Source organism: Cellulomonas sp. P1_C4, from assembly GCF_056406355.1.
The window spans coordinates 180085-199607 of the sequence record NZ_JBFUAI010000005.1; the positions used below are offsets into that span (position 1 = coordinate 180085).

General features: G+C 68.8%; 9 protein-coding genes. 4 read left to right on the top strand and 5 right to left on the bottom strand.

Going from position 1 to position 19523, the window contains the following annotated elements:
• Positions 1 to 46: 46 nt before the first annotated feature.
• Both AC1DYZ_RS05520 and AC1DYZ_RS05525 read left to right on the top strand, forming a co-directional pair.
• Positions 47 to 1354 (top strand): DUF2130 domain-containing protein, encoded by a 1308-nt coding sequence (locus tag AC1DYZ_RS05520; RefSeq protein WP_477064196.1) that lies wholly within the window; start codon positions 47 to 49, stop codon positions 1352 to 1354.
• 453 nt (positions 1355 to 1807) lie between these two features.
• Positions 1808 to 2542, top strand: coding sequence for a potassium channel family protein (locus AC1DYZ_RS05525; protein ID WP_477064197.1), 735 nt, complete (start codon positions 1808 to 1810; stop codon positions 2540 to 2542).
• 62 nt (positions 2543 to 2604) lie between these two features.
• Here the strand turns inward: AC1DYZ_RS05525 and AC1DYZ_RS05530 are convergent, their stop codons facing one another.
• The 5 genes from AC1DYZ_RS05530 to AC1DYZ_RS05550 form a co-directional block, all read right to left on the bottom strand.
• A complete protein-coding gene (locus AC1DYZ_RS05530) occupies positions 2605 to 5760 on the bottom strand; it encodes a helicase-related protein (RefSeq protein WP_477064198.1) in 3156 nt (1051 codons plus the stop codon).
• Positions 5757 to 7589, bottom strand: coding sequence for a phospholipase D family protein (locus tag AC1DYZ_RS05535; RefSeq protein WP_477064199.1), 1833 nt, complete (start codon positions 7587 to 7589; stop codon positions 5757 to 5759). The genes AC1DYZ_RS05530 and AC1DYZ_RS05535 overlap by 4 nt, the downstream gene beginning before the upstream one ends.
• Positions 7586 to 8779 carry a DUF6361 family protein gene (locus AC1DYZ_RS05540; RefSeq protein ID WP_477064200.1) on the bottom strand — a complete coding sequence of 398 codons (1194 nt, stop codon included), beginning with the start codon at positions 8777 to 8779 and terminating at the stop codon, positions 7586 to 7588. The genes AC1DYZ_RS05535 and AC1DYZ_RS05540 overlap by 4 nt, the downstream gene beginning before the upstream one ends.
• 161 nt (positions 8780 to 8940) lie before the next feature.
• On the bottom strand, positions 8941 to 11388 hold the full coding sequence (locus AC1DYZ_RS05545; protein ID WP_477064201.1) for a DEAD/DEAH box helicase: 2448 nt from the start codon (positions 11386 to 11388) through the stop codon (positions 8941 to 8943).
• Between the two features lie 1011 nt (positions 11389 to 12399).
• Positions 12400 to 12987 carry a hypothetical protein gene (locus AC1DYZ_RS05550; RefSeq protein WP_477064202.1) on the bottom strand — a complete coding sequence of 196 codons (588 nt, stop codon included), beginning with the start codon at positions 12985 to 12987 and terminating at the stop codon, positions 12400 to 12402.
• 545 nt (positions 12988 to 13532) lie between these two features.
• On the opposite strand from AC1DYZ_RS05550, the gene AC1DYZ_RS05555 reads away from it, so the two are divergent.
• A complete protein-coding gene (locus AC1DYZ_RS05555; protein ID WP_477064203.1) occupies positions 13533 to 16226 on the top strand; it encodes a PD-(D/E)XK nuclease family protein in 2694 nt (897 codons plus the stop codon).
• On the top strand, positions 16223 to 19501 hold the full coding sequence (locus AC1DYZ_RS05560; protein ID WP_477064204.1) for a UvrD-helicase domain-containing protein: 3279 nt from the start codon (positions 16223 to 16225) through the stop codon (positions 19499 to 19501). Before AC1DYZ_RS05555 ends, AC1DYZ_RS05560 begins: the two co-directional genes overlap by 4 nt.
• Positions 19502 to 19523 lie beyond the last annotated feature (22 nt).

Here is a 19523-nt window from a genome sequence, read left to right on the forward strand (position 1 = left end):
GGAGAATGTTTCCAAGACCTTTCCTTCTGATGGAAGAGCGAAGCCAGTGAACGAGATCAAGTGCCCGCACTGCGGGAGCGTGTTTAGCGTCGACGAGACGGAGTACGCCAACCTGGTGCAGCAGGTGCGCACGTCGGAGTTCGAGACCGAGCTCCACGCACGCCTCGCCGACGCCGAAAAGGCCAAGCACACCGAGATCGAGCTCGCGGAGGCAAAGGTCGCCCAGCAGGCGCAAGAGGCTGCCGCGCAAAAGGACGCTGAAATTCAGCGCCTGAAGGCCGAGCTCGAGGGCGCCGACACCGCCCAGGCGCTCGCCATCGCCAAGGCAGCCGAGGAGTCGCAGAAGGCCGGCGCCCAGAAGGACTCGGAGATCCAGCGACTCGAGGCCGACCTCAAGAACGCCGCGACTGCGCAGGAGCTCGCAATCGCCAGGGCTGAATCCCTCGCGCAGCAGAGGCTCGCCGAGGTGAGCAACAAGCTGGCGTTGCAGGAGGCCGAGGAGAAGGTCAAGGAGGCCACGCTCAAGGAGTCCCACTCCAAGGAGCTCGCCCTCAAGGACGACCTCATCGAGCGCTACAAGGACATGAAAGCCAAGCTCTCGGTCAAGCTGCTCGGCGAGACGCTGGAGCAGCACTGCGAGACGGAGTTCAACCGCGTGCGCTCGCTCGCCTTCCCCTACGCCGAGTTTGGCAAGGACAACGACGCCTCGGGCGGCACCAAGGGCGACTACGTCTTCCGCGACTTCAGCGACGACGACGTGGAGTACATCTCGATCATGTTCGAGATGAAGAATGAAGCGGACGCTTCCGCGACCAGGAAGAAGAACAGCGACTTCTTCGCCAAACTGGACAAGGACCGGCGGGACAAGGGCTGCGAGTACGCCGTGCTCGTCTCGATGCTCGAGGAAGACTCTGAGCTGTACACGGGCATCACGGACGTCTCGCACGAGTTCCCAAAGATGTTTGTCGTCCGGCCGCAGTTCTTCCTCGCCATCATCTCGCTGCTGCGTAACGGCGCCCAAGGGACCATCCTGGTCAAGGCTGAGTTGGAGCAGGCGAAGAGGCAGAACGTCGACGTTACGAACTTCGAGTCCGAGCTCGACGAATTCAAGACCGCGTTCGGCCGGAACTATGACCTCGCGAGTCGGAAGTTCGACACCGCGATCGAGGACATCGACCGGGCGATCGACCGCCTCCAGAAGGTCAAAGAGGGTCTGCTCGGCTCCGGGAATAACCTCCGCCTGGCCAACGACAAGGCGTCGGGCCTCACCATCAAGAAGCTCACCAAGAGCAACCCGACGATGCAGGCCAAATTCGCAGAGCTTGAGGGGTCGATCGAGCCGGACGCGGCCTGACGCACTCATATCGCAAGGAGCCCTCCGTCCGTTCCGGATGGAGGGCTCCTGTCGTGAGGACCAGTTGAACGAGCTCCTGGGCGACGCCACGCTCGAGGCGAGGCGTCCAGGCTCGTTGACCCTCAACGGAGTGGCTTAACGACCGGCAGATTCGATGGATGCCGGATCGCGGACGTGCAGATCTGGCGTTCGGGCCGTTCGGGCCGTTCGGGCCGTTCGGCCGTGCTCGCCGTATCGCCTTTGATTCCCGGCACATCAGCACGGTCTTTCGACTTCGCTACGGTGCTTGCGCGGTTGCTCAGGCAGTGTGACGCGGAGTCTGGAACGTCCTGACACCTGGGGGCCGGGCGGACGAGCGCGGTCTCGCTTGCCGCTCATTTCGGGGCCAACGGGCGCGCATATCGCAGGCGCGTCTGCGAGGCGCCCGCCCTCGGTGGGTGCCAGCATGGCGGCATGACGAGGGCGGAGCGTTGGGAACACGCCGTCGAATGGCCGCTGGTCGTTGCGGGGCTGGCATTCCTCATCGCGTATGCGATCCCCATCGTGGACCCCACGATCTCGCCAGCAGCACGGGAGGCCTGCTCCATCGTTCTCACCGTGACGTGGATCGCCTTCGGCGTCGACTACATCGTCAGACTCGCGTTGGCGGACGATCGCCGGCGGTTCGTACGACGCAACCTGCTGGACCTCGCGGTGCTCGCGCTGCCGGTCCTGCGGCCGCTGCGCTTGCTGCGGCTTGTCGCGCTGCTCGGGATCCTGCATCGGGCCGGGTCGGGCGGTCTGCGCGGTCGGGTCGTCGTGTACGTCACCGTGAGTACCGTGCTGCTCATCGTGTGCGGTGCCTTGGCGATCACTGACGCTGAGCGCGGCCACCCCGACGCGAACATCACGGAGTTCGGCGACGGGCTGTGGTGGGCGGCATCGACGGTGACGACCGTCGGGTACGGCGACCGGTTCCCGGTCTCCACGACGGGCCGCTTCGTCGCCGTCGCGCTGATGATCGGCGGTATTGCCTTGCTGGGTGTCGTCACGGCAACCCTTGCTTCGTGGCTGGTCGAACGCGTAGCGGGGGCCAAGGAAGAGGAGCAGGCCGCGACACGGGCACACGTTGACGCACTGACGTCAGAGGTCCGAGCGTTGCGGGCCGAGCTGAGCACACGCTGGAACGACCCGGACCAGCGGACGTAACGGTGGCCGGTCACTGTCTACAGGACTGCCAGCTTGCGTCCGCGAGACCGCGACGAGCTCGGTCAGGTCATAGGCGTCGCGCCCAGCGGATGCGGGGTGAGGTCGATCCGAAGCCACGAGATGTCGTCACCCAGATACCGGATGAGGTCGTCCTGGCGTGGCTGGCCGATGACGAGGCGGTACGCCCCCACTGTGCGCAGAAGTCGCCGGTATTGCTGGACCTCTCGGCTCAGCGGCAGCGCCGGGACGTAGCGCTCGATGGCCGCACCGCCGGAACGGGTGAAGATCCAGAACGGCGTGATGTCGGATGCGTCGTCGGCCCGCTCCTTGACGGCGGCCGAGAACATCGCCGCCCACGGGTCGTCCGTGGCCGTGTCGAGCGCCGCGGCCCCGTGCTGGTCGGCGATGTTCTTGCGGACGGCGTGGCCCTTGTACCGGTGCACCCGACCCTCGCGCTGCTCCAGATCAACCGGGTTGCCGGGCAGGTTCCAGTGCACGATCGCGTGGCTGTAGGTGTGGAAGTCGAGCCCCTCCTGACCCACCGACGTCGACGCGAGGACGAACGGGCGGAACGGGGAGTTGTACGCCGTTCGTACCGTCGTCTCGCGCATCGCGGCCTTGTCGTCGGACTGGGCGCGGCCGAAACGGGCGGCGAAGTGGCTGCTCATCCGGCGCTCCTCGAGCCGGATCTCGCCATCGACCATGCGCACGTCCTCGACGGCGTTCGTCGCCGTGCGCGTAGCCAGGGCCTCGACCATCGTTGCCGTGATCGTCGTCGCCCGCTCGTGCGGCTTGGCGTCCTGCAGGCCCTCGGACTCGACGAGGACATGGACGTATTCGTCGAGGACCGCCTGCAGGCCACCATCAAGCGAGTGGTCGAGGACGGCCCGCCAGTACGACTCGTCGTCGTCGCCGGTCCTGAGCAGCGCGACGATCTCGGGCTTGTTGAACAGCGAGCGCAGACCCTGCGCGACCCGGAAGGCGCACTCGCGGATCGTCGGGTCGGCCATTGCCGTCGGCCCACCCGTGACACGAGACAGGGCACGGAGCGCGCACACCCCCGGTCCAGCGACGGCGAGCGTCGTGAGCACTTCGACGAGGTCGTCGGGCTGCTGGCCCAAGGCAAGCTCGTCGACCGCGCCGGCCAGCCGCAGGTGCGCCGCGAGCCCGGACTCCTGGCCGTCGGTCTCGTCGTCGGTGCCCCACCCGAGCATCCGTGAGCGGAGCGGCGCATCCTCGTCATCCAGTGCTCGGTCGAGGAGGAACGGCGCGGCCCAGTACCACCGCTGGTCCGCAGCGCCACCGTCCGGCGGGCCCGTCGGCAAGGCCGCGAGCAGGGTGCTCACGCGGCTCCGGACGAGACCGAGCAACGCGTCCCGACTCACGGGGAGGGTGCCGATCGTGCGCGCGACCTCGAGAGAGTCTCCGGCGCGCGCAAGCGCGAGCGAGGGAAAGAGCAGTGCGAGCGCCGGCATTCCCGCCGGTCGGTCGCCGGCGAGCCGGAACTGCAGCGGTTGGGTGATCGCTCGCTCGTCGTAAGCGCGTCCGCGATATCGCCCTGACTCGACCGAGAGCCTCTCCGCCTCGTAGCTGAGCATCACCGCGACCGCCTTGGGGACGACGGCCCACGCCGAGAAGATCAGACGTTTGGTGAAGGTCCGAAGCTCGGGCTCGGCGTAGGCGCCGGCTAGCTCGTAGTACGGCAGCCCGGGCGGGAGCCACGCCAAGCGCCACGCGCCACGGTCGAGCACGTCACGGCTCAGGCCCCGCATCTTCGCGTTGCCCGCGTCGATCTGGGTGTACGTGCGGATCTCGTCCCAGTTGAGGAGTCCGTGGGGGGCCGCGAGCGCCGCTGCGACGCCGGGGTCCTGGCGCTCCGCCGCCGCCTGGAACTTCGTGCGGATCTGGTAGCTGTTTCGTTCCATAAGGTTGAGCGGATAGGGGGTCGAGCGCCAGTACTCGAAGACGTCGTGACGGTCGATCGTGCGCGCCACGTCGTCGAACGTCCGCCATGCCCGGAGGTCCGACGCCGCCAGTTCGACACCCGGAAAGGCGCGCTCCACGAGCATGCCGTCGCGATCCGGTGTCGACGCGAGCCGCTCGGTCCGGCTCATGACACGCCGCAGCTCGTGCTCGGCACGGTCTCGCGCCTGCCGAGCCCGGGTCAGGTCACCGCCGCCGACGAGTGCCTCTCGCATGGTCCGCAGCTCGCGTTCGACGACGAGTGCTCGCTCGTCGCCGGCGAGGAAGCGGACGGTTCGCGTGAAGTCGCGGTAGTGGTCGTCGCCCTCCGGCTCGTCGGGGAGCGTGTACATCTTGTACGGCGTCGCGGAGAGCAGGAGCACCTTCGCGTCGGGATGATCGAAGATCGCGTTCGCGAGCCGCGCACCCTCGTCGTCGGCGTCGAGCAGGTCCTTGAAGCGCTGGAACTCGTCCAGGATCACGAGGTCGGGCTCGAGGTGCTCGACCGCCGCGCGGGCGACCAGGTGACGCAGGGCGCCGATGAGCCGGAAGCGCCGGTCGCTCAAGGCGTCGCTGGGCTTCCCGCGCAGGTAGTTGAAGTCCTGCACGCACGCCTCGAGCTCCGCGCGCAGCGGTCCGCCGCCGGGGCCGGTGGCGGTGTCGACCGCTTCACCGAACGAGCGGCAGAGCTCGTCGTCGAGCATGGATCTGTCGAACCACGCGAGCTGGTTGACGAACGTGTCGCGACGGACGCGACCCTCGAAGAAGCGTTGCCACCGCGTCGGCCTGACCGCCTGGTGTCCCCAGCAGGCGGCCAGCATCCAGTACAGGAGCACCCTTTCAGCCGCGGCGCCGCCCGACTGGCCCACCTGGAACGAGGTCCCGGGGGTGAACGAGACGAAGTTGATGCGCTGGTCGCGCAAGTTCCGGATGACCTTGGGCAGCAGTGTGAGCCGGTCGGCGTGCTTGACCTCCGCGCCACCGACGACGTTGAGGCGGCTGAGGTTTTGCCGAGCGATCTGCGCGTTCGAGCAGATGTAGACGACGTCGATGCGCTTGTCCGTGTCCCACAGGTGCTCGACGGTCTTGGCGATCACTCCCTTGGCGACCATGGTCTTGCCCAGGCCGACTTCGTCCGCGACGAGGAACCGCTTCTCCTGGTCGTCGTCGAGCCACAGCCGACGAAACGCGTGGTCGACGGTCGCCCGCTGGAAGTCTTTGAGGCCGGCGAGCGCCGCCGTCGCATCCGGCCTCACCGGAGCTCCGCCGAGTGAACCTGCCACACGACATCCCAGAGGGTGTCGAAGCCGTCGGGGACGAGGTCGGCGCCGTTCGGCAGGGCCCGCAGCTCCTCGACCAGGCTGGCGACCCTCGCGAGTGCGTCCTCGTCCCGGCCCGTCGCACGCACCAGGGGTTCTAGAAGCGCGACGTCTAGGCTGCTCMCGCCCGTAGCCTCAGGTGAGAAGCGATCGCCGTCAACGCCGGCGAGCTGGGCGAACAGCGCGTCGTAAGAGGGGTCGCCCAGGAGGAAGACGAGATAGCGCAGGACGTCGTCCTTGCTCCGCAGGATCGAGAAGACAGCCTCGTGCCGACGGGCGTCGATCGCGCCGGACAGCGTCGCCTTGAGGACGCATCTGCGCGTGACCCTGGCGTCCCCATCCCCGGCGACGGTCTCGACCGCGATGAACGGCGTGACATTGACGGGCGCGAGTGTCCATGCGAGCGACTCAGCGAGCGCGAGCTCGTGCACATCCTTCGGCAGGGACACGGGCCAGACCGAGGTTCGGCCCGGTGCGTCGCCAGTGACGACGAGCGTCAGGCGCGCTTCGACCCGGTCGTCGTCGAGCGCCGTCACGTGGAGCTGGGGGAGGCTCGACGCGAGCTGCTGGTGGAACCACTCGATCGCGTACGACGTCGCGATGGCAGGGTCGGTCAGGCCGCCGGCGCCGACGGGGGCGTACTCCTCGAGGATCTGGCCGAGGCCGGGCACGTCCGTCGATCCGTCGAGAACGGCGCGGACCCCGCACGCCGACGTCGGGCCGATGAGCATCGCGTCGAACTCCACGTTGCCTCCCCAGACGTCGGTCGTGAGGTTGGCGCTCCCGGTCACGGTCATCGACTGTGCGCCGCGGTCAACGAGGTCGACGACGAAGGTCTTGGCGTGCAGTCCCTCGTTGCCCGCCTGGAACTCGGTCAGAGCGTGGGACGCCACGCTGACGTCGTCGGCCGGATCGACCTCGGCGAGTCGCTGCAGGGCATTGACCTTCCACCCGGCGAGCGCGTCGGCGCCGAGCAGGTCCAGCGACTCGGGTCGGGAGACGATCGTCCGGTCGGACGTCAGGCGGGCGAGAGCGGCTACGCCCGCGTTGGTCAGGAATGGGCTGATCGCCAGGACGCGCCGGGCCTCCTTCGGGAATGGCCAGACGTGGTCGTCTCCCAGCCCGATCGGAAGGAGTGCGCCCTCGGTGAAGGGCGCGGGCGCAGCGAGCGTGGCTGCGGCGAGCGTCCGTACGAGGTCGTCGATCTGGAGCGACCGCTTGGGGGTGACGCCGGCCGTGGCGAGGCCTGGCAGCCGACTGAGAAATTCCGCGGCGGGTGCCGCGGCAATCGTCCCCTCCGGATCCTCGTCGAGCACGAGCGCCGTGTCCCACGACCGGTCGAGTGTCATGTTGCGGCTGAGGACGACGACGCGGTGCCGGTGCAGACCGTCTTGGTCGACAAACCGCAGCGCCCACAGCTTGGGGTGGAAGATAGCGCGCTCTCGAGGCGGCATCACCTCGAGCACGCTGTCCTCGACGAACGTGAGGATGCTGCGGTAGTTCGTCGGGACGTGGATACCGCCCGCCTGACAGAACACCGTCGTGTGCTCGGCGTGGCGTCGCACGGCTTCGAGCAGGCGGATCGGGTCCACCGCGGCAACGTTGTCGGGCGTGGTCTCGTCGAACAGAGCGAACGACATGGGCGCCAAGAGCAGCGCCGTGAGGTTGAGGGAGTACGTCGTGCCGACGGCGATCTCGACCCGGTGCCCTGCCGGCGGGCGGAGCGCGTCCGTGAGCAGCACCCGCGTCTCGGGCGTGAGCGTCATGCCGGCTCCCGGGCCGCGTAGAGGTCGGCGAGGTGGGCACGTGCGGTCCGCCAGCGGAAGTCATGCCGTCCGACACCGCTGGAGCCGGACCACCGGTCGAGCGCGGACTGGTTGACGAGGCGCGCCCGCCCGCCCTTGATCTGTCGCTCTCGTGTGGAGACCAGACGTTCCGCGGCCGCGCTGTGCGCGACGTCGTCGTCGGCGGCTGCGAGGTCGACCCACGAGTCGACGAACTGTCGTGTGACCGGCCGGAGACGCGGGTTCTGGCGTCGGATCGTCGCCCACCAGTCAGCGCGGCTCCAGCCGACGAGCGCCTCGGTGCTGACGAGCTCATCCCGCCACTCGTCGATCTGCGCCTCGAAGTCGGCGACGGCGTCGTCGCGCCGGCTCTTGCGGGCGAGCAGGAGGTTGTAGACGAGGGCCGCGCCGTGGATTGCCGTGTGGAACCTGCGCGCGTGGTCGGCGGTCTCGGCGAGCTGTGCGGGCGCATCCCCGAGGTTGGGGACCTCCCACACATAGCCGGGGAGATCAGTGGGGACGTGGTAGACGAGCCACGACAGCATCGAACCCGCCGTGGAGCCGGCGATGACGTCGGAGAGGTACTGCTCCTCCTCCGTAGTCAGGCCGAAGTCGATCGACTTGAGCAGGCTGTCGGGTGCCGAAGGGAGGTGCGGGTCGAGGCCGCTGCGGGGCATGGCTTCGCGGGCCTCGGGGTCGTCCGTCGCGGCGGTGCGTCGGGCGAGCATGCCGACGTCGTACTGCCGTCGGAAGAACCCTTCGCTCGAGAAGTCGTCGAGGCGTATGCCCCACGCCCCGAGCGCTGACCAGTACATGCCGCTCGGAAGTCGCTTGAGATTGTTCTTCGCGTGGTTCCCGATGACGCCCTGCAGTTCGCCGCCGTCGAGCAGGCTCGAGATCAATCGGTACTCCAGGGCGCGGAACTCTGCAGCCATCTCGGATGGCGTGGCCTTGCGTGCAGCCCGTTCGAGGAGCCACGGGACGAAGAGGACGTAGCGGAGGCGGGTGTGAAGCACCGAAGTCCCGGGGAACATCGAGTTGGCGAGGGCATCGCGAATGGAGCCGATCCCGAGCTCGTCGACGGTCCCTTCCTCCTTGAAGAGGTCGACGACTTCCAGCATCTTGCGGCGTTGCTCGGCGTCGGTGTCGAGCCAGCCGAAGGCGGAGGGCATGGGGTGATTGTGCACCTCAGGGGCGCGTTGGGCTGTCCGATCCGGCGTGCACCCCGCATGAGGTTGGCACGTCAGCGGCGCGCCGCGGGGAAGAGGGGTGTGTGATCGACGCGGCCGTCAGGTCACGACCCGAACTCCTAGGAACAGGGGACCGAGGCTATTCACGCGAAATAGCGCTCCATCGCCCGATCACAGACGAGGCAGAAGATGCGTACGTCGGGCACGCCGCGGAAGAACGTGTCGACGAGTGCGCGGGTTCGGCCGCACTGACGGCATTCGTCCGACTGCCTGCCAGGCCCCACAGCGCTCGGCGGTTTGGTTCGCAAGAGCGAGACCGACTCTGAAGCGAGCAACCGCAAAGCCGTCCGAATCCCGCGGCCCGCGCGAGCAAGAGGAACACGGTCCAGCGTCCAGAGCACCGTTTCGTCCACGACGACAGCATCGAGCTCCATGGGGAGCCGTAGGTCGACTTCGTAACCGACGAGCCGCAGCTCCTCGGCTTGCAGCGACCAGTCGCGCCACGACTGATTCCGCGAGATGCCTGCCGTAACCCGCCGAAGAACCCCATCGCCGATGTCGTGCCGTAGTGCGCGCACTTCATTGACGACCTCGTCGTCGAGATGACTGAGGTAGAACGCAACCGACGTCGAAGACTGTGCGAGATCGGCCAGGACGCGGTCGGCGATCCCTGACGAGAGGAGATGGAACCGGGGGTCATCGACCTTCCCGACGTAGTCGACGAAGTTGTCCGAGGAGGTGCCTGCCACTCTCGCGAGTGCTTCCTTCGGGGTTCCGGCCGGCATCTTTCTGATGAAGTCGCGAACGGCGCCGGCGACAACGAGCTGGTCTTTGGCCCGGCTGAACGCCACATTCATGAGCCGGCTGGTGTCACCGTCGACCTCCGTCCCACGAAACCACCGTCCGACTTGCTGCTCGGGCCGTGCCTCCGTGATGTCGAAGTAGACAGAGCTGGCTTCGTCCCCCTGCGCGCGATGCACGGTCGAGCCGATCGGCTCCCGTGCCGTCGACCCTGCCAGATCTTGTGCGACCTTCTGCAGCAATGCGGATTGCGCCCGATACGGGCTGACCGCCAGGAGCGACTTGCGTGTGACTGCGGTGGCGTCACCGCAGGCCAGCACGAGCCCCGCGAAGAGCTGCGCGCTGACCGGGTTGAACTGGCTTCCCTGCTTGGCTCGGAAGGACCGGGCGAAGGAGATGTTCAGGGCCGCGACGACGGGAACCTCCGAAAAGAATGGCTCGCGCACGCGAGCCAACACTCCGGGGGCTGTCTGCAGCTGAATCTCGGGATAGAAAGAGGCGTCGACGAGTTTCGCCACGTCCTGGGTCATGCGGTGTTGCACCGTCAGAGCGATCAACCCTGGGGCGGACTTTGAGGCTGCGACCCTCGCCGTGCCGGCGTGTTCGAACAGGCTCCGACCTAGGTACCTCCGAGCGCGGGCAGTCTCAGAGACGACGATTGGCGGAAGTTGCCGAAAGTCGCCGGCGATGAGTGCGTGCGTGCGTGCGAGCCCCAAGCAGAGCCACGCCGACGGGACGGACACCATGGAGGCTTCGTCGATCACGACGGCGTCGAATTGTCGTTCGAGACGCCCGCACGCCGCACGATGGGCGGTCGTTCCGACGACGGCTGCTTCCCGAATGACGGCGGCCTCGAGGTGACGGATGGACTCTTGAAGCGACTGCGCGACGTCCTCGAGCTCGACGAGTCGTTGGTCCCATAACTTCACGTCGTCTCGTTGGCGATGAGCGTCAAGCAGGGCCCGCTTCTCGCGGCACTGTTCGATCGCCTGGCGAATGCGGACGAGATCGCTCGTATGGTTCGCTCCCTGCGCGGTAAGCGTGCCGGACACCGTGAGAAGGCCGGCGTGGGCGTCTGTGATGGCGGACGAGTACGCGCCCGACCGAACGATGACGCCCGGGGTCATGAGCCCTTCCGAGCTCATTGCGTCAGCCGCCCGAACCAGGGCGAGGTCAACGGCCGCGTTGGTGTGGCTGACAACGAGAACGTTCAATCCGGCCTTCACGAGTTCCGCAACTGCGCGAGCGACGGTCGTCGTCTTGCCGGTACCTGGCGGACCCCACAAGTAGGTGCTGCCCGGGGTGAGCGCTGTCGCGACAGCCTGGGCTTGTCGCTCGTTGAGCCCGTCAATCGAACGCGGATCCTGAGTCCTGGACGGGTTACGGAGAAGGCCGTCGGCTCGGTCGGCATCGAACCACTTGTCGTCGTCGACGGCGTCCAAGCGTCGCCGGAGCTGGCGGACGAGCGCCGCGTTGTCAACGGCGAGCCGGCACGATTCTCCAACGACAGAGATCGACGCGCGCACGAGGAGGACGATCGACGTCCGCCGGAGTTCGAGTATCTCTGCCTGGTGGGCCTTGGAGCCCACGGTGAGTTCGGCTTCTTGCCCTTCCTCGACACCTTCGACGTCGGCCGACGGGAATTCGACGACGGAATGCGCGGCGCTCCGATTGCGATCAACGCCGCCGACCAGGGTGAAGCGGCGCCGCTGGGTCGCGACCGCGGCGACCTCATCGTCGAGTGCTTGACGCATATCGGCAAGGTCACCGCGGAGGCTCAGGTCCCGCATAGGCACCTGCCCTGGCGATACCGACCGTCGCACCGCCCACAGAGCAGGCCGTCGAGCGCCTCAAGCGCGAGCAGTGCTGCAACACGCGAGGTGATCGAGCGGTCGGACAGCTGCTCGGCGAGCGACCGCTCGTCGACGCGACGGGGCTCTCGGGCCGGTGGTGGTGAAGCAGTGACCAGTGGCGGTTTCTCTGACGGCCTTTGAAGCTGAATCCGTGCCGCTGGAGTCGCGCGTGGTGCCTTCTGGTCGGTGCGCGCGGAGATTCGAGGGGACACGGCTGTCGGCACCGCAGTTCGACTAGCGCCTCGCTCGGGTCGCTCCTTGAGAACGATGAATCCTGTCGGGGCCCGAGAGACGTCAGGCATGCCGGCGATGACTTGCGCGTACTCGTCCTCTGGGTGGTCGCCCCAACCCCGTGCGGCCATCGCCTGTCGCAGCTGAGTGAGGTCATGGGCACGCTCGCGCAGGAGGATCCGAATCGCCATCGCGGCGGTTCTCGGTAGTGGCATGCCTCAGGCGCCGGCATCAGATTCGCACGCTGGTCCCGTTCGGGACACCGCGACCGCGCCTACCTCCTTCATACTCATCGTCGTCCAACGGAGAGCAATTCTTGAGTAGGTGCGGGGTTTCGGAAGCTGCACGGGCTCGACACCACGCCACCGGCATGCGCGTCGGCGATCCGTTCGGCCCGATGCAGTGCCGGCCCCGAAACAAGGAGCCAGGAGATCACGCGTGGCGGACTGTGAGAACGCCCTGGTCCTGCGGCGTTACGGCTCAGGGCTCCCGCCCCAACGTTTCGGGGTCATCAGCACGAGCATCGCCATGCTCGCTCTTGCGCTTGAACCGCGCGCCGAGCACGTCAGCCGCAGCACCGCGAACGGCTCGTGCCGCATCCTCGGCGGCGGCCCTCGCCCGGGGGGTGCGGGACCCCGTCACCGTCGGCGTCCGCCGCGCGGAAGACGTCGGTGGCCCGGCCGACGGTCTTGGCTCCCAAGCGGAGGCGCATCGGGCCTACTCGGCGCCGTTCCTTCCGCCGAGTGTGTACAGCGCGAGGTCCAGGTCGCGGGGTACCCAGTTGGCGAACTCAGGTGGCGCGGTGCCGAGCAGATGGCTCAGATGCGCTATGTAGGTTCGGTATTGCTTGCGGTCAGGGAGTGCCACCCCCAGCTGCAGCAACCCGAGCTTCGCACGACGGTCGTACACGGCCATCCGGGTTGGAGCGGCCGCGGTAAGCAACGCGGAGGCTAGCGCGTTGCCAGTCCGGAATCCGGGGAGTACATCAAGGTGGCCGCGGCCTCGTGCTGCCGCCTCAGCGAGCGACAGACTCAAGTCATTAACCGCTTCGACGGCGCGAGCGGTAATCGCGCGCACTTCGGCGTCGGGGATGGCGTGGAGCTTCCCGACCCACGGCGTATTGGCGCGGAGTCGCTTCCAGAAAAGGAGTGCGCCGATCTCCGTCTTGCCGATGTCGCCACGGTCGTTGATCGTGCTCGCGACGTCCCGAAGGACGTCGTCGTAGTACGGGGAGACTGTGGCGAGATAGCGCGCATGCGCGACTCCGAGCGTGGGCCATGGATCGTCCGTGAATGGCTCGGCCATTTGATCTCCATGTGAACGACCGGCGCGGGCGGGATTGGCCGCGGTACTTGGCACGATAGCGAAAGCGGCCAGGCACCTGTCGAGGAAGCACGCGGCGCAAGTCGACCGCATCCGGCCCTCGGCACGACGAACTGTGCTGGGATGGCAAGGCGCGGTGCCGCGTAAGGCTCTGGCGGAAGGTGGCCATGTTCGACGTGACGACGACGCCGTATGGGGCGCCTGCGCTGGCGGCGCTGCAGACCGTTGTCTCCCGTTTGAAGCGCGACGACCCGATGGCTTCGGTCATTGTCGTCGCTCCGAGCCAGCTGGCGGGGACCGTTGCTCGACGCCATCTCGCGCGGCACGGAGTAAATCCGGGGGGTGCAGCCGCCCCCGGGATCGCGGGGATCGAAGTGACGACCCTCGACCGGCTTGCAGAGCGGCTCGTGGTGCAAAGCCTCGCGCCCCGACGGCCCGCCACGAGGCCCGTCGTCGCAGCGGCTTGGCGCCGGGCGTTGCGCGCGGACCCCGGCGTCTTCGACGCGGTCGCTGACCATCCCGCAACGGTGCGGGCGCTAGCGCGAGCGCACCGCGAGCTGCGAGACCTGTCGGAGCAGGAGCTGGACGCGGTGGCGGCGGCGTCGAGCACGGCGCGGGACACCGTGCGGTTGCACCGGGACGTCGCGCGGACCCTGGCGCGTGACTGGTACGACGTCCGCGATCTGCTCGACGGGGCGGCCGAACGCGCAACAGGGACGGCGCCCGTCGTCGTCCACCTGCCCCAGGACCTGAGCGCCGCGCACAAACGATTCGTCCGGGCGCTCGCTAGGGTCGGCGACGTCCACGTGCTGGTGGGAGTCACGCACGTCGAGCGAGCCGACGAAACGGTCCGGTGGCTGCTGGGCGACGGCATCGCGAAGGCCGAGGTCGCGACCGCCACGCGAGTGCTCAACACCTCCGACTCCGACGACGAGGTCCGGGCGGTCGTCCGAGAGGTCGTCGAGGCCTTGAAGTCGACGCGCGCGGAGCGGATCGCGGTCCTCTACGCCAAGGCCGATCCGTACGGACGGCTGCTGCACGAGCAGTTGGGCGCGGCGCAGATCCGTGTGCAGGGCCCAGGAACTCGACCCGTCGTGGAACGGGCTGTCGCCCGGGCGGTGCTCGGCATCCTGCGGCTCAGCGAGGACGACGTGCCGCGCGCGGACCTGTTCCGGGCGCTCGCGGACGCGCCCGTGCGCGACTTCGCCGGCCGCCGGGTCCCCGTGTCGCGCTGGGAGCGGACCTCACGCGAGGCGGGCATCGTGGGCGGCGACGACTGGGACGGGCGACTGTCGGCCTTTGTGGCCAGGGAGGTCGCAAAGGCGGAGGCCGGACCTGACGACGCACGCCCGGGGGCGGACGTACGGGCACGGCGACGGGCCGAGACGGCCGCCGAGCTCGGGGCGTTCGTGGGCCGCCTGCGCAACGAGCTCGCCGGCGCGGAGCAGATGACATCGTGGGCCGAGCTGTCGACGTGGTGCCTGGAGCTGGTCGGCACCCTGATCGGCGAGGGCGACGACCTGACCGGACTGCCGCCGGAGGAGCGCAACGCACTCGCGGTCCTCACATCGGTCCTGTGCGGGCTGGACGTTCTGGATGGCATCGACGACGCCGCCTCGCTGACGGCCCTGCGCGAGACCCTCGAGCTGGAGCTGGACGATGCGCTGCCTAGGGTGGGCCGCGTCGGCGATGGGGTGCTGGTGGCCCCGTTGTCCGAGGCGGTGGGCCTGGACCTGGACGTCGTGCACGTCGTCGGGCTCAGCGAGGACCAGTACCCAGGGCGACTCCGGGTCGACGCGCTCCTGCCCGACCCGGTGCGCGCAGCCGCGCACGGAAGCCTACGGACATCCCGCGACCTGCGGAACCGCGCGCACCGACACCTGCTGGCCGCGTTCTCGTCGGCTCCCGAGGTCGTGGCGTCCTTCCCGCGCGGGGACCTGCGCCGCTCCAGTCGACGGCTCCCGAGCCGCTGGCTACTGGGCTCACTGCGGGCACTCAGCGACAACAAGCGACTCGAGGCAACGAAGTGGGAGGAGGCGACGTACGCCGACGGGTCGTTGGTCGCCATCAGCTCGTACGCGAGCGCGCTCCTGACGACACCGCACGTCGCGACCGAGCAGGAGTGGCGGACTCGCCGAGCCCGCGAGGGCGGACTCACGGATGCTGTCGTCGCGGTCGCGGAGGAAATGCTGCACGCCCGGGCTGCCGCCTCGTTCTCACGGTTCGACGGCAACCTCGGCGACCTGCCGGGCCTCCCGAACTACGCGGACGGGGCACTGACCGTGTCCCCGACCGCCCTCGAGAGCTACGTCTCCTGCCCGCACGGCTTCTTCGTGAACCGGCTTCTGGGGGTCGCACCGCTCGAGGCGCCGGAGGACCTGGTGACCATCAGCTCGGCGGACGTCGGGACACTGATGCACGAGGGCCTCGACCGACTGGTGCGCGAGTTCGCGGACGACTTGCCGGGGCCGGGCGCGCCGTGGTCGGGGGAGCAGCGGGCGCGCCTGGTCGAGATAGCGCGGGAGCTGTCCGCCGATGTCGAGGCCAAGGGTCTGACCGGGCACCCGCGGCTCTGGAACCTGGAGCGGGACCGGATCGAGGCCGACCTGCAGAAGATGCTCGACCACGACGACGAGTGGCGCGCATCCGTCGGGGCGAGCGTCGTCGCGAGCGAGATGCGGTTCGGTACGGATGGCCTGCCTGCCGTCGGGGTCGCTGTCGACGGCGGAACCGTGCACCTGCGGGGGAGCGCGGACAAGGTCGACGTCGGGTCGAGCGGGACCATCTTCGTCACCGACCTCAAGACCGGCAGCCGGCGGTCGTTCAAGGAGATCACGCAGGACGACCCGCTCGCCGGCGCCGCGAAGTTCCAGCTGCCCGTCTACGCCCTGGCGGCACGCGAGCGGTACGGCACGGCATCCTCCGCCGTCCGGGCAGGCTATTGGTTCGTGCGCAAGGAGCCCGGCCGGCTGGACATCGACCTCACGCCTGCGGTCGAGGGGGAGCTTGCGCACGCACTCGGTGTGGTCGTGCGGTCGATCGCGGCGGGACGGTTCCCGCTGCGGGCACCGGAGGGGGCGGACTTCGCCTGGGTGCAGTGCTGGTACTGCAACCCCGACGGGATCGGGCACGGCACCAACCGGGAACGGTGGGAGCGCAAGAGGCACGACGACGGCTTGCGCGAGCTGGTCGAGCTGATCGAACCGGAGGCCCTGGGATGACCGCCCCGGTCGATCAGGGCGCACGCGACCGGATCAGGACGGACACGGCGTCGACCCTGTTCGTGAACGCCGGCGCCGGTTCGGGTAAGACAACGGCACTCGTCGGGCGGATCCTCACACTGGTTCTGGTCGACGACATCCGGCTCGACTCGATCGCCGCGGTCACGTTCACCGAGAAGGCCGGCGCCGAGCTGCGCGACCGCCTGCGGGCTGAGCTCGAGACGGTGTGGCGCGCCGACGACGAGCGCAAGGAACAGGCTGCGCAGGCGCTCGACGATCTCGACGGTGCGGCCATCGGCACGTTGCACGCCTTCGCCCAGCGGATCCTCGCCCAGCACGCGATCGCCGCCCGGCTCCCCCCGGTGCTGGAGGTGCTCGACGAGGTCGGGTCCTCCGTAGCGTTCGCGGAACGGTGGGCGGTCCTGCAGACCGCGTTACTGGACGACGACGCGATGGAGGAGCCGCTGCTGCTCGGCCTCGCCGCGGGCCTGAAGCTGGAGCACGTGCGCTCGCTGGCGAGGGCGCTCGGCGCCAACTGGGACCTGATCGCCGACCGGGTGCTCGTCGGCGAGTCCGTGCCGGTCCGGCTACCCGACTTGACGTCGCTCCGGCGTCTAGGTCGTGACGTCGTCGCCAGCGCCGCGACATGCACAGACCCTGACGACAAGCTCCTGCCGAAGATCCTCGCGGTGGCAGGGCCTCTCGACGCACTGGAGAACGCGGTCGACGATGCCGCGCGCGTTGCTGCGCTGACCGCGATGAGCGCACTCAAGTTCTCCTACGGCAAGAAGACCGCGTGGCGCGAGCCCATCGACGTCGTCAAGGCGCGGGCTCAGCAGCTCGCCGACGAGGCTGGCGCGGTCGTCGCGTCGTTGCTCGACGCGTGCCTGCGACGCATGACGCGGTGGACCGCGGAGCGGGTGCTCGAGTCGGCCGAGGCCCGCCGCCGAGACGGCCGGCTCGAGTTCCACGACCTGCTCGTTCTCGCCCGCGAACTGCTCGTGCGGGACGCCGACGCGAGAGCCGACCTGCACCTCACGTACCAGCGGCTGCTGCTGGACGAGTTCCAGGACACGGACCCGCTTCAGATCGAGATCGCCATCCGGATCGCGGGCGGCGCCGGAGCCGTCCAGGACGAGTGGATCGACGTCGTCGTGCCCCCGGGGCGCTTGTTCGTCGTCGGTGACGCCAAACAGTCGATCTACAAGTTCCGCCGGGCCAGCATCGCCACCTACCTCGACGCCCAGCACCACGTCGGTGAGCCTGTGAGCCTCACGACGAACTTCCGGACGGTGGCACCCGTGCTCGACTGGGTCAACACCGTCTTCTCACAGCTCATCACGCCGGTGCCGGGCGCGCAGCCCGACTACGAGCCGCTGGACCACTTCCGCGACGAGGTCGGGCACGGACCGGCGGTGGTCGTGCTCGGCTCGGACGCGCACGCCGACCTGCCCAGCGCCTCAGCGGCGATCCTGCGGGAGCGCGAGGCTGCGGACGTCGCGGCCGTCGTCCGCCAGGCGCTCGCCGACGGGTGGCAGGTCTACGACGAATCGTCGAAGGCCTGGCGACCCGCCCGGTTGGGCGACATCGCGGTCCTCGTGCCCGCGCGGACGTCGTTGCCGTTCCTCGAGGACGCGTTCGAGGCCGCGGAGGTGCCGTACCGGGCCGAGGCGAGCTCGTTGGTGTACGAGGCCGCGGAGGTCCGTGACCTGCTCGCGTGCGCGCGTGCCATCGCGGACCCGACCGACGAACTCTCGCTCGTCACCGCGTTGCGCTCGCCACTGTTCGGGTGCGGCGACGACGACCTGTGGCGCTGGCGGCACGAGGGCGGCCGCTTCGTTCCGTGGTCGCGTCAGGAGGAGAACCTCACAGGCCCAGTCGCGGACGCCCTCAGGGCCATCCGACGGCTCTCCGCGGCGGCACGGTGGGACGCGCCGAGCGAGCTGCTCAGCGCGATCATCGACGACCGTCGCATGCTCGAGGTCGCCGCCACGGGACCGCGCGCCCGGGACGGCTGGCGCCGCCTGCGCTTCGTCGTCGACCAGGCTCGGGCCTGGTCCGAGGTGTCGCACGGCGGCCTGCGGGCGTACCTCGCGTGGGCCGCGTTCCAGGGGCAGGAGGCGTCTCGCGTCGCCGAGTCGGTGCTGCCCGAGACGGACGTCGACGCCGTGCGCGTGATGACCATCCACGCGGCGAAGGGACTCGAGTTCCCGATCGTCATTTTGTCGGGCATGACCGCCCGCCCCCGGAACGCCTCCGGCGTCCGGCTGCTCTGGCCGGCGAGCGGCGGCTACTCAGTGAGGGTTGCGCAGGGTGTGCAGACCGGCGACTTCGACGACGCGGCACCCGTCGACGAGCAGATGGACGACATGGAACGGCTCCGACTGCTCTACGTCGCCGCTACCCGAGCGCGTGATCACCTCGCCGTCTCGCTGCACCGTGCCGCAGGCTCCAAGGCGACCACCTCGGCCGCGACGCTGGCAGGTGCGGGGGCCGCAGCTGCCGGGACCCCCTTCGTTCCACCCGCGGTCGACCCGGTACACCGGGTCGCCCCGCCGAGGCCTGCGCCGCCGGTTCCCGAGCTCGAGGACTGGCAGCGCGGGATCGTCGCGGCTCGATCCGCCGCAGCGAAGGACTCCTCGATCGTCGCTTCCGGCCTGGAGGGAACCGAACCGGAGGTCGTCCTGGCGGTCCCCAAGGACGGCGATCCGGGGCTGTACAAGGGTCCGCGCGATCTCGAGCTGCCGCCGTGGTCGAAGGGTCGCTACGGCTCGGCCGTCGGTCGGGCGGTGCACGCGGTCCTGCAGACGGTCGACCTGGCGACCGGCGACGGGTTGTCCGAGGCCGCCTCGGCGCAGGCGGTGGCTGAAGGTGTGACGGGACAGGTGCAGCTCGTCGAGGACCTGGCGCGGTCGGCGATCGCCAGCGACCTGGTGCGCCGAGCAGCCAGCCGGGAGAGCTGGCGGGAAACCTACGTGGGCACGCTGCTCGACGACGGGATGGTCCTGGAGGGCTACGTCGATCTCATCTTCCGGGACGACGACGGGACGCTAGTCATCGTTGATTACAAGACGGACGCGATACCGACAGGGGCGGTCGACAGCCGCGTCGCCTACTACCGGCCGCAGCTCGAGGCCTACGCGCGGTGTGTTCATGACGCCACGGGCACACCCGTGAAAGCTGTGCTGCTCTTCCTCCACCCCGAAGGATCCATGGAACGGGACGTGGGCCTGAGTTCATCGATGGCTGCTACCTCTTCACCTGCGAATCCGTAGCGCCACGCCACCCCCAGGATCT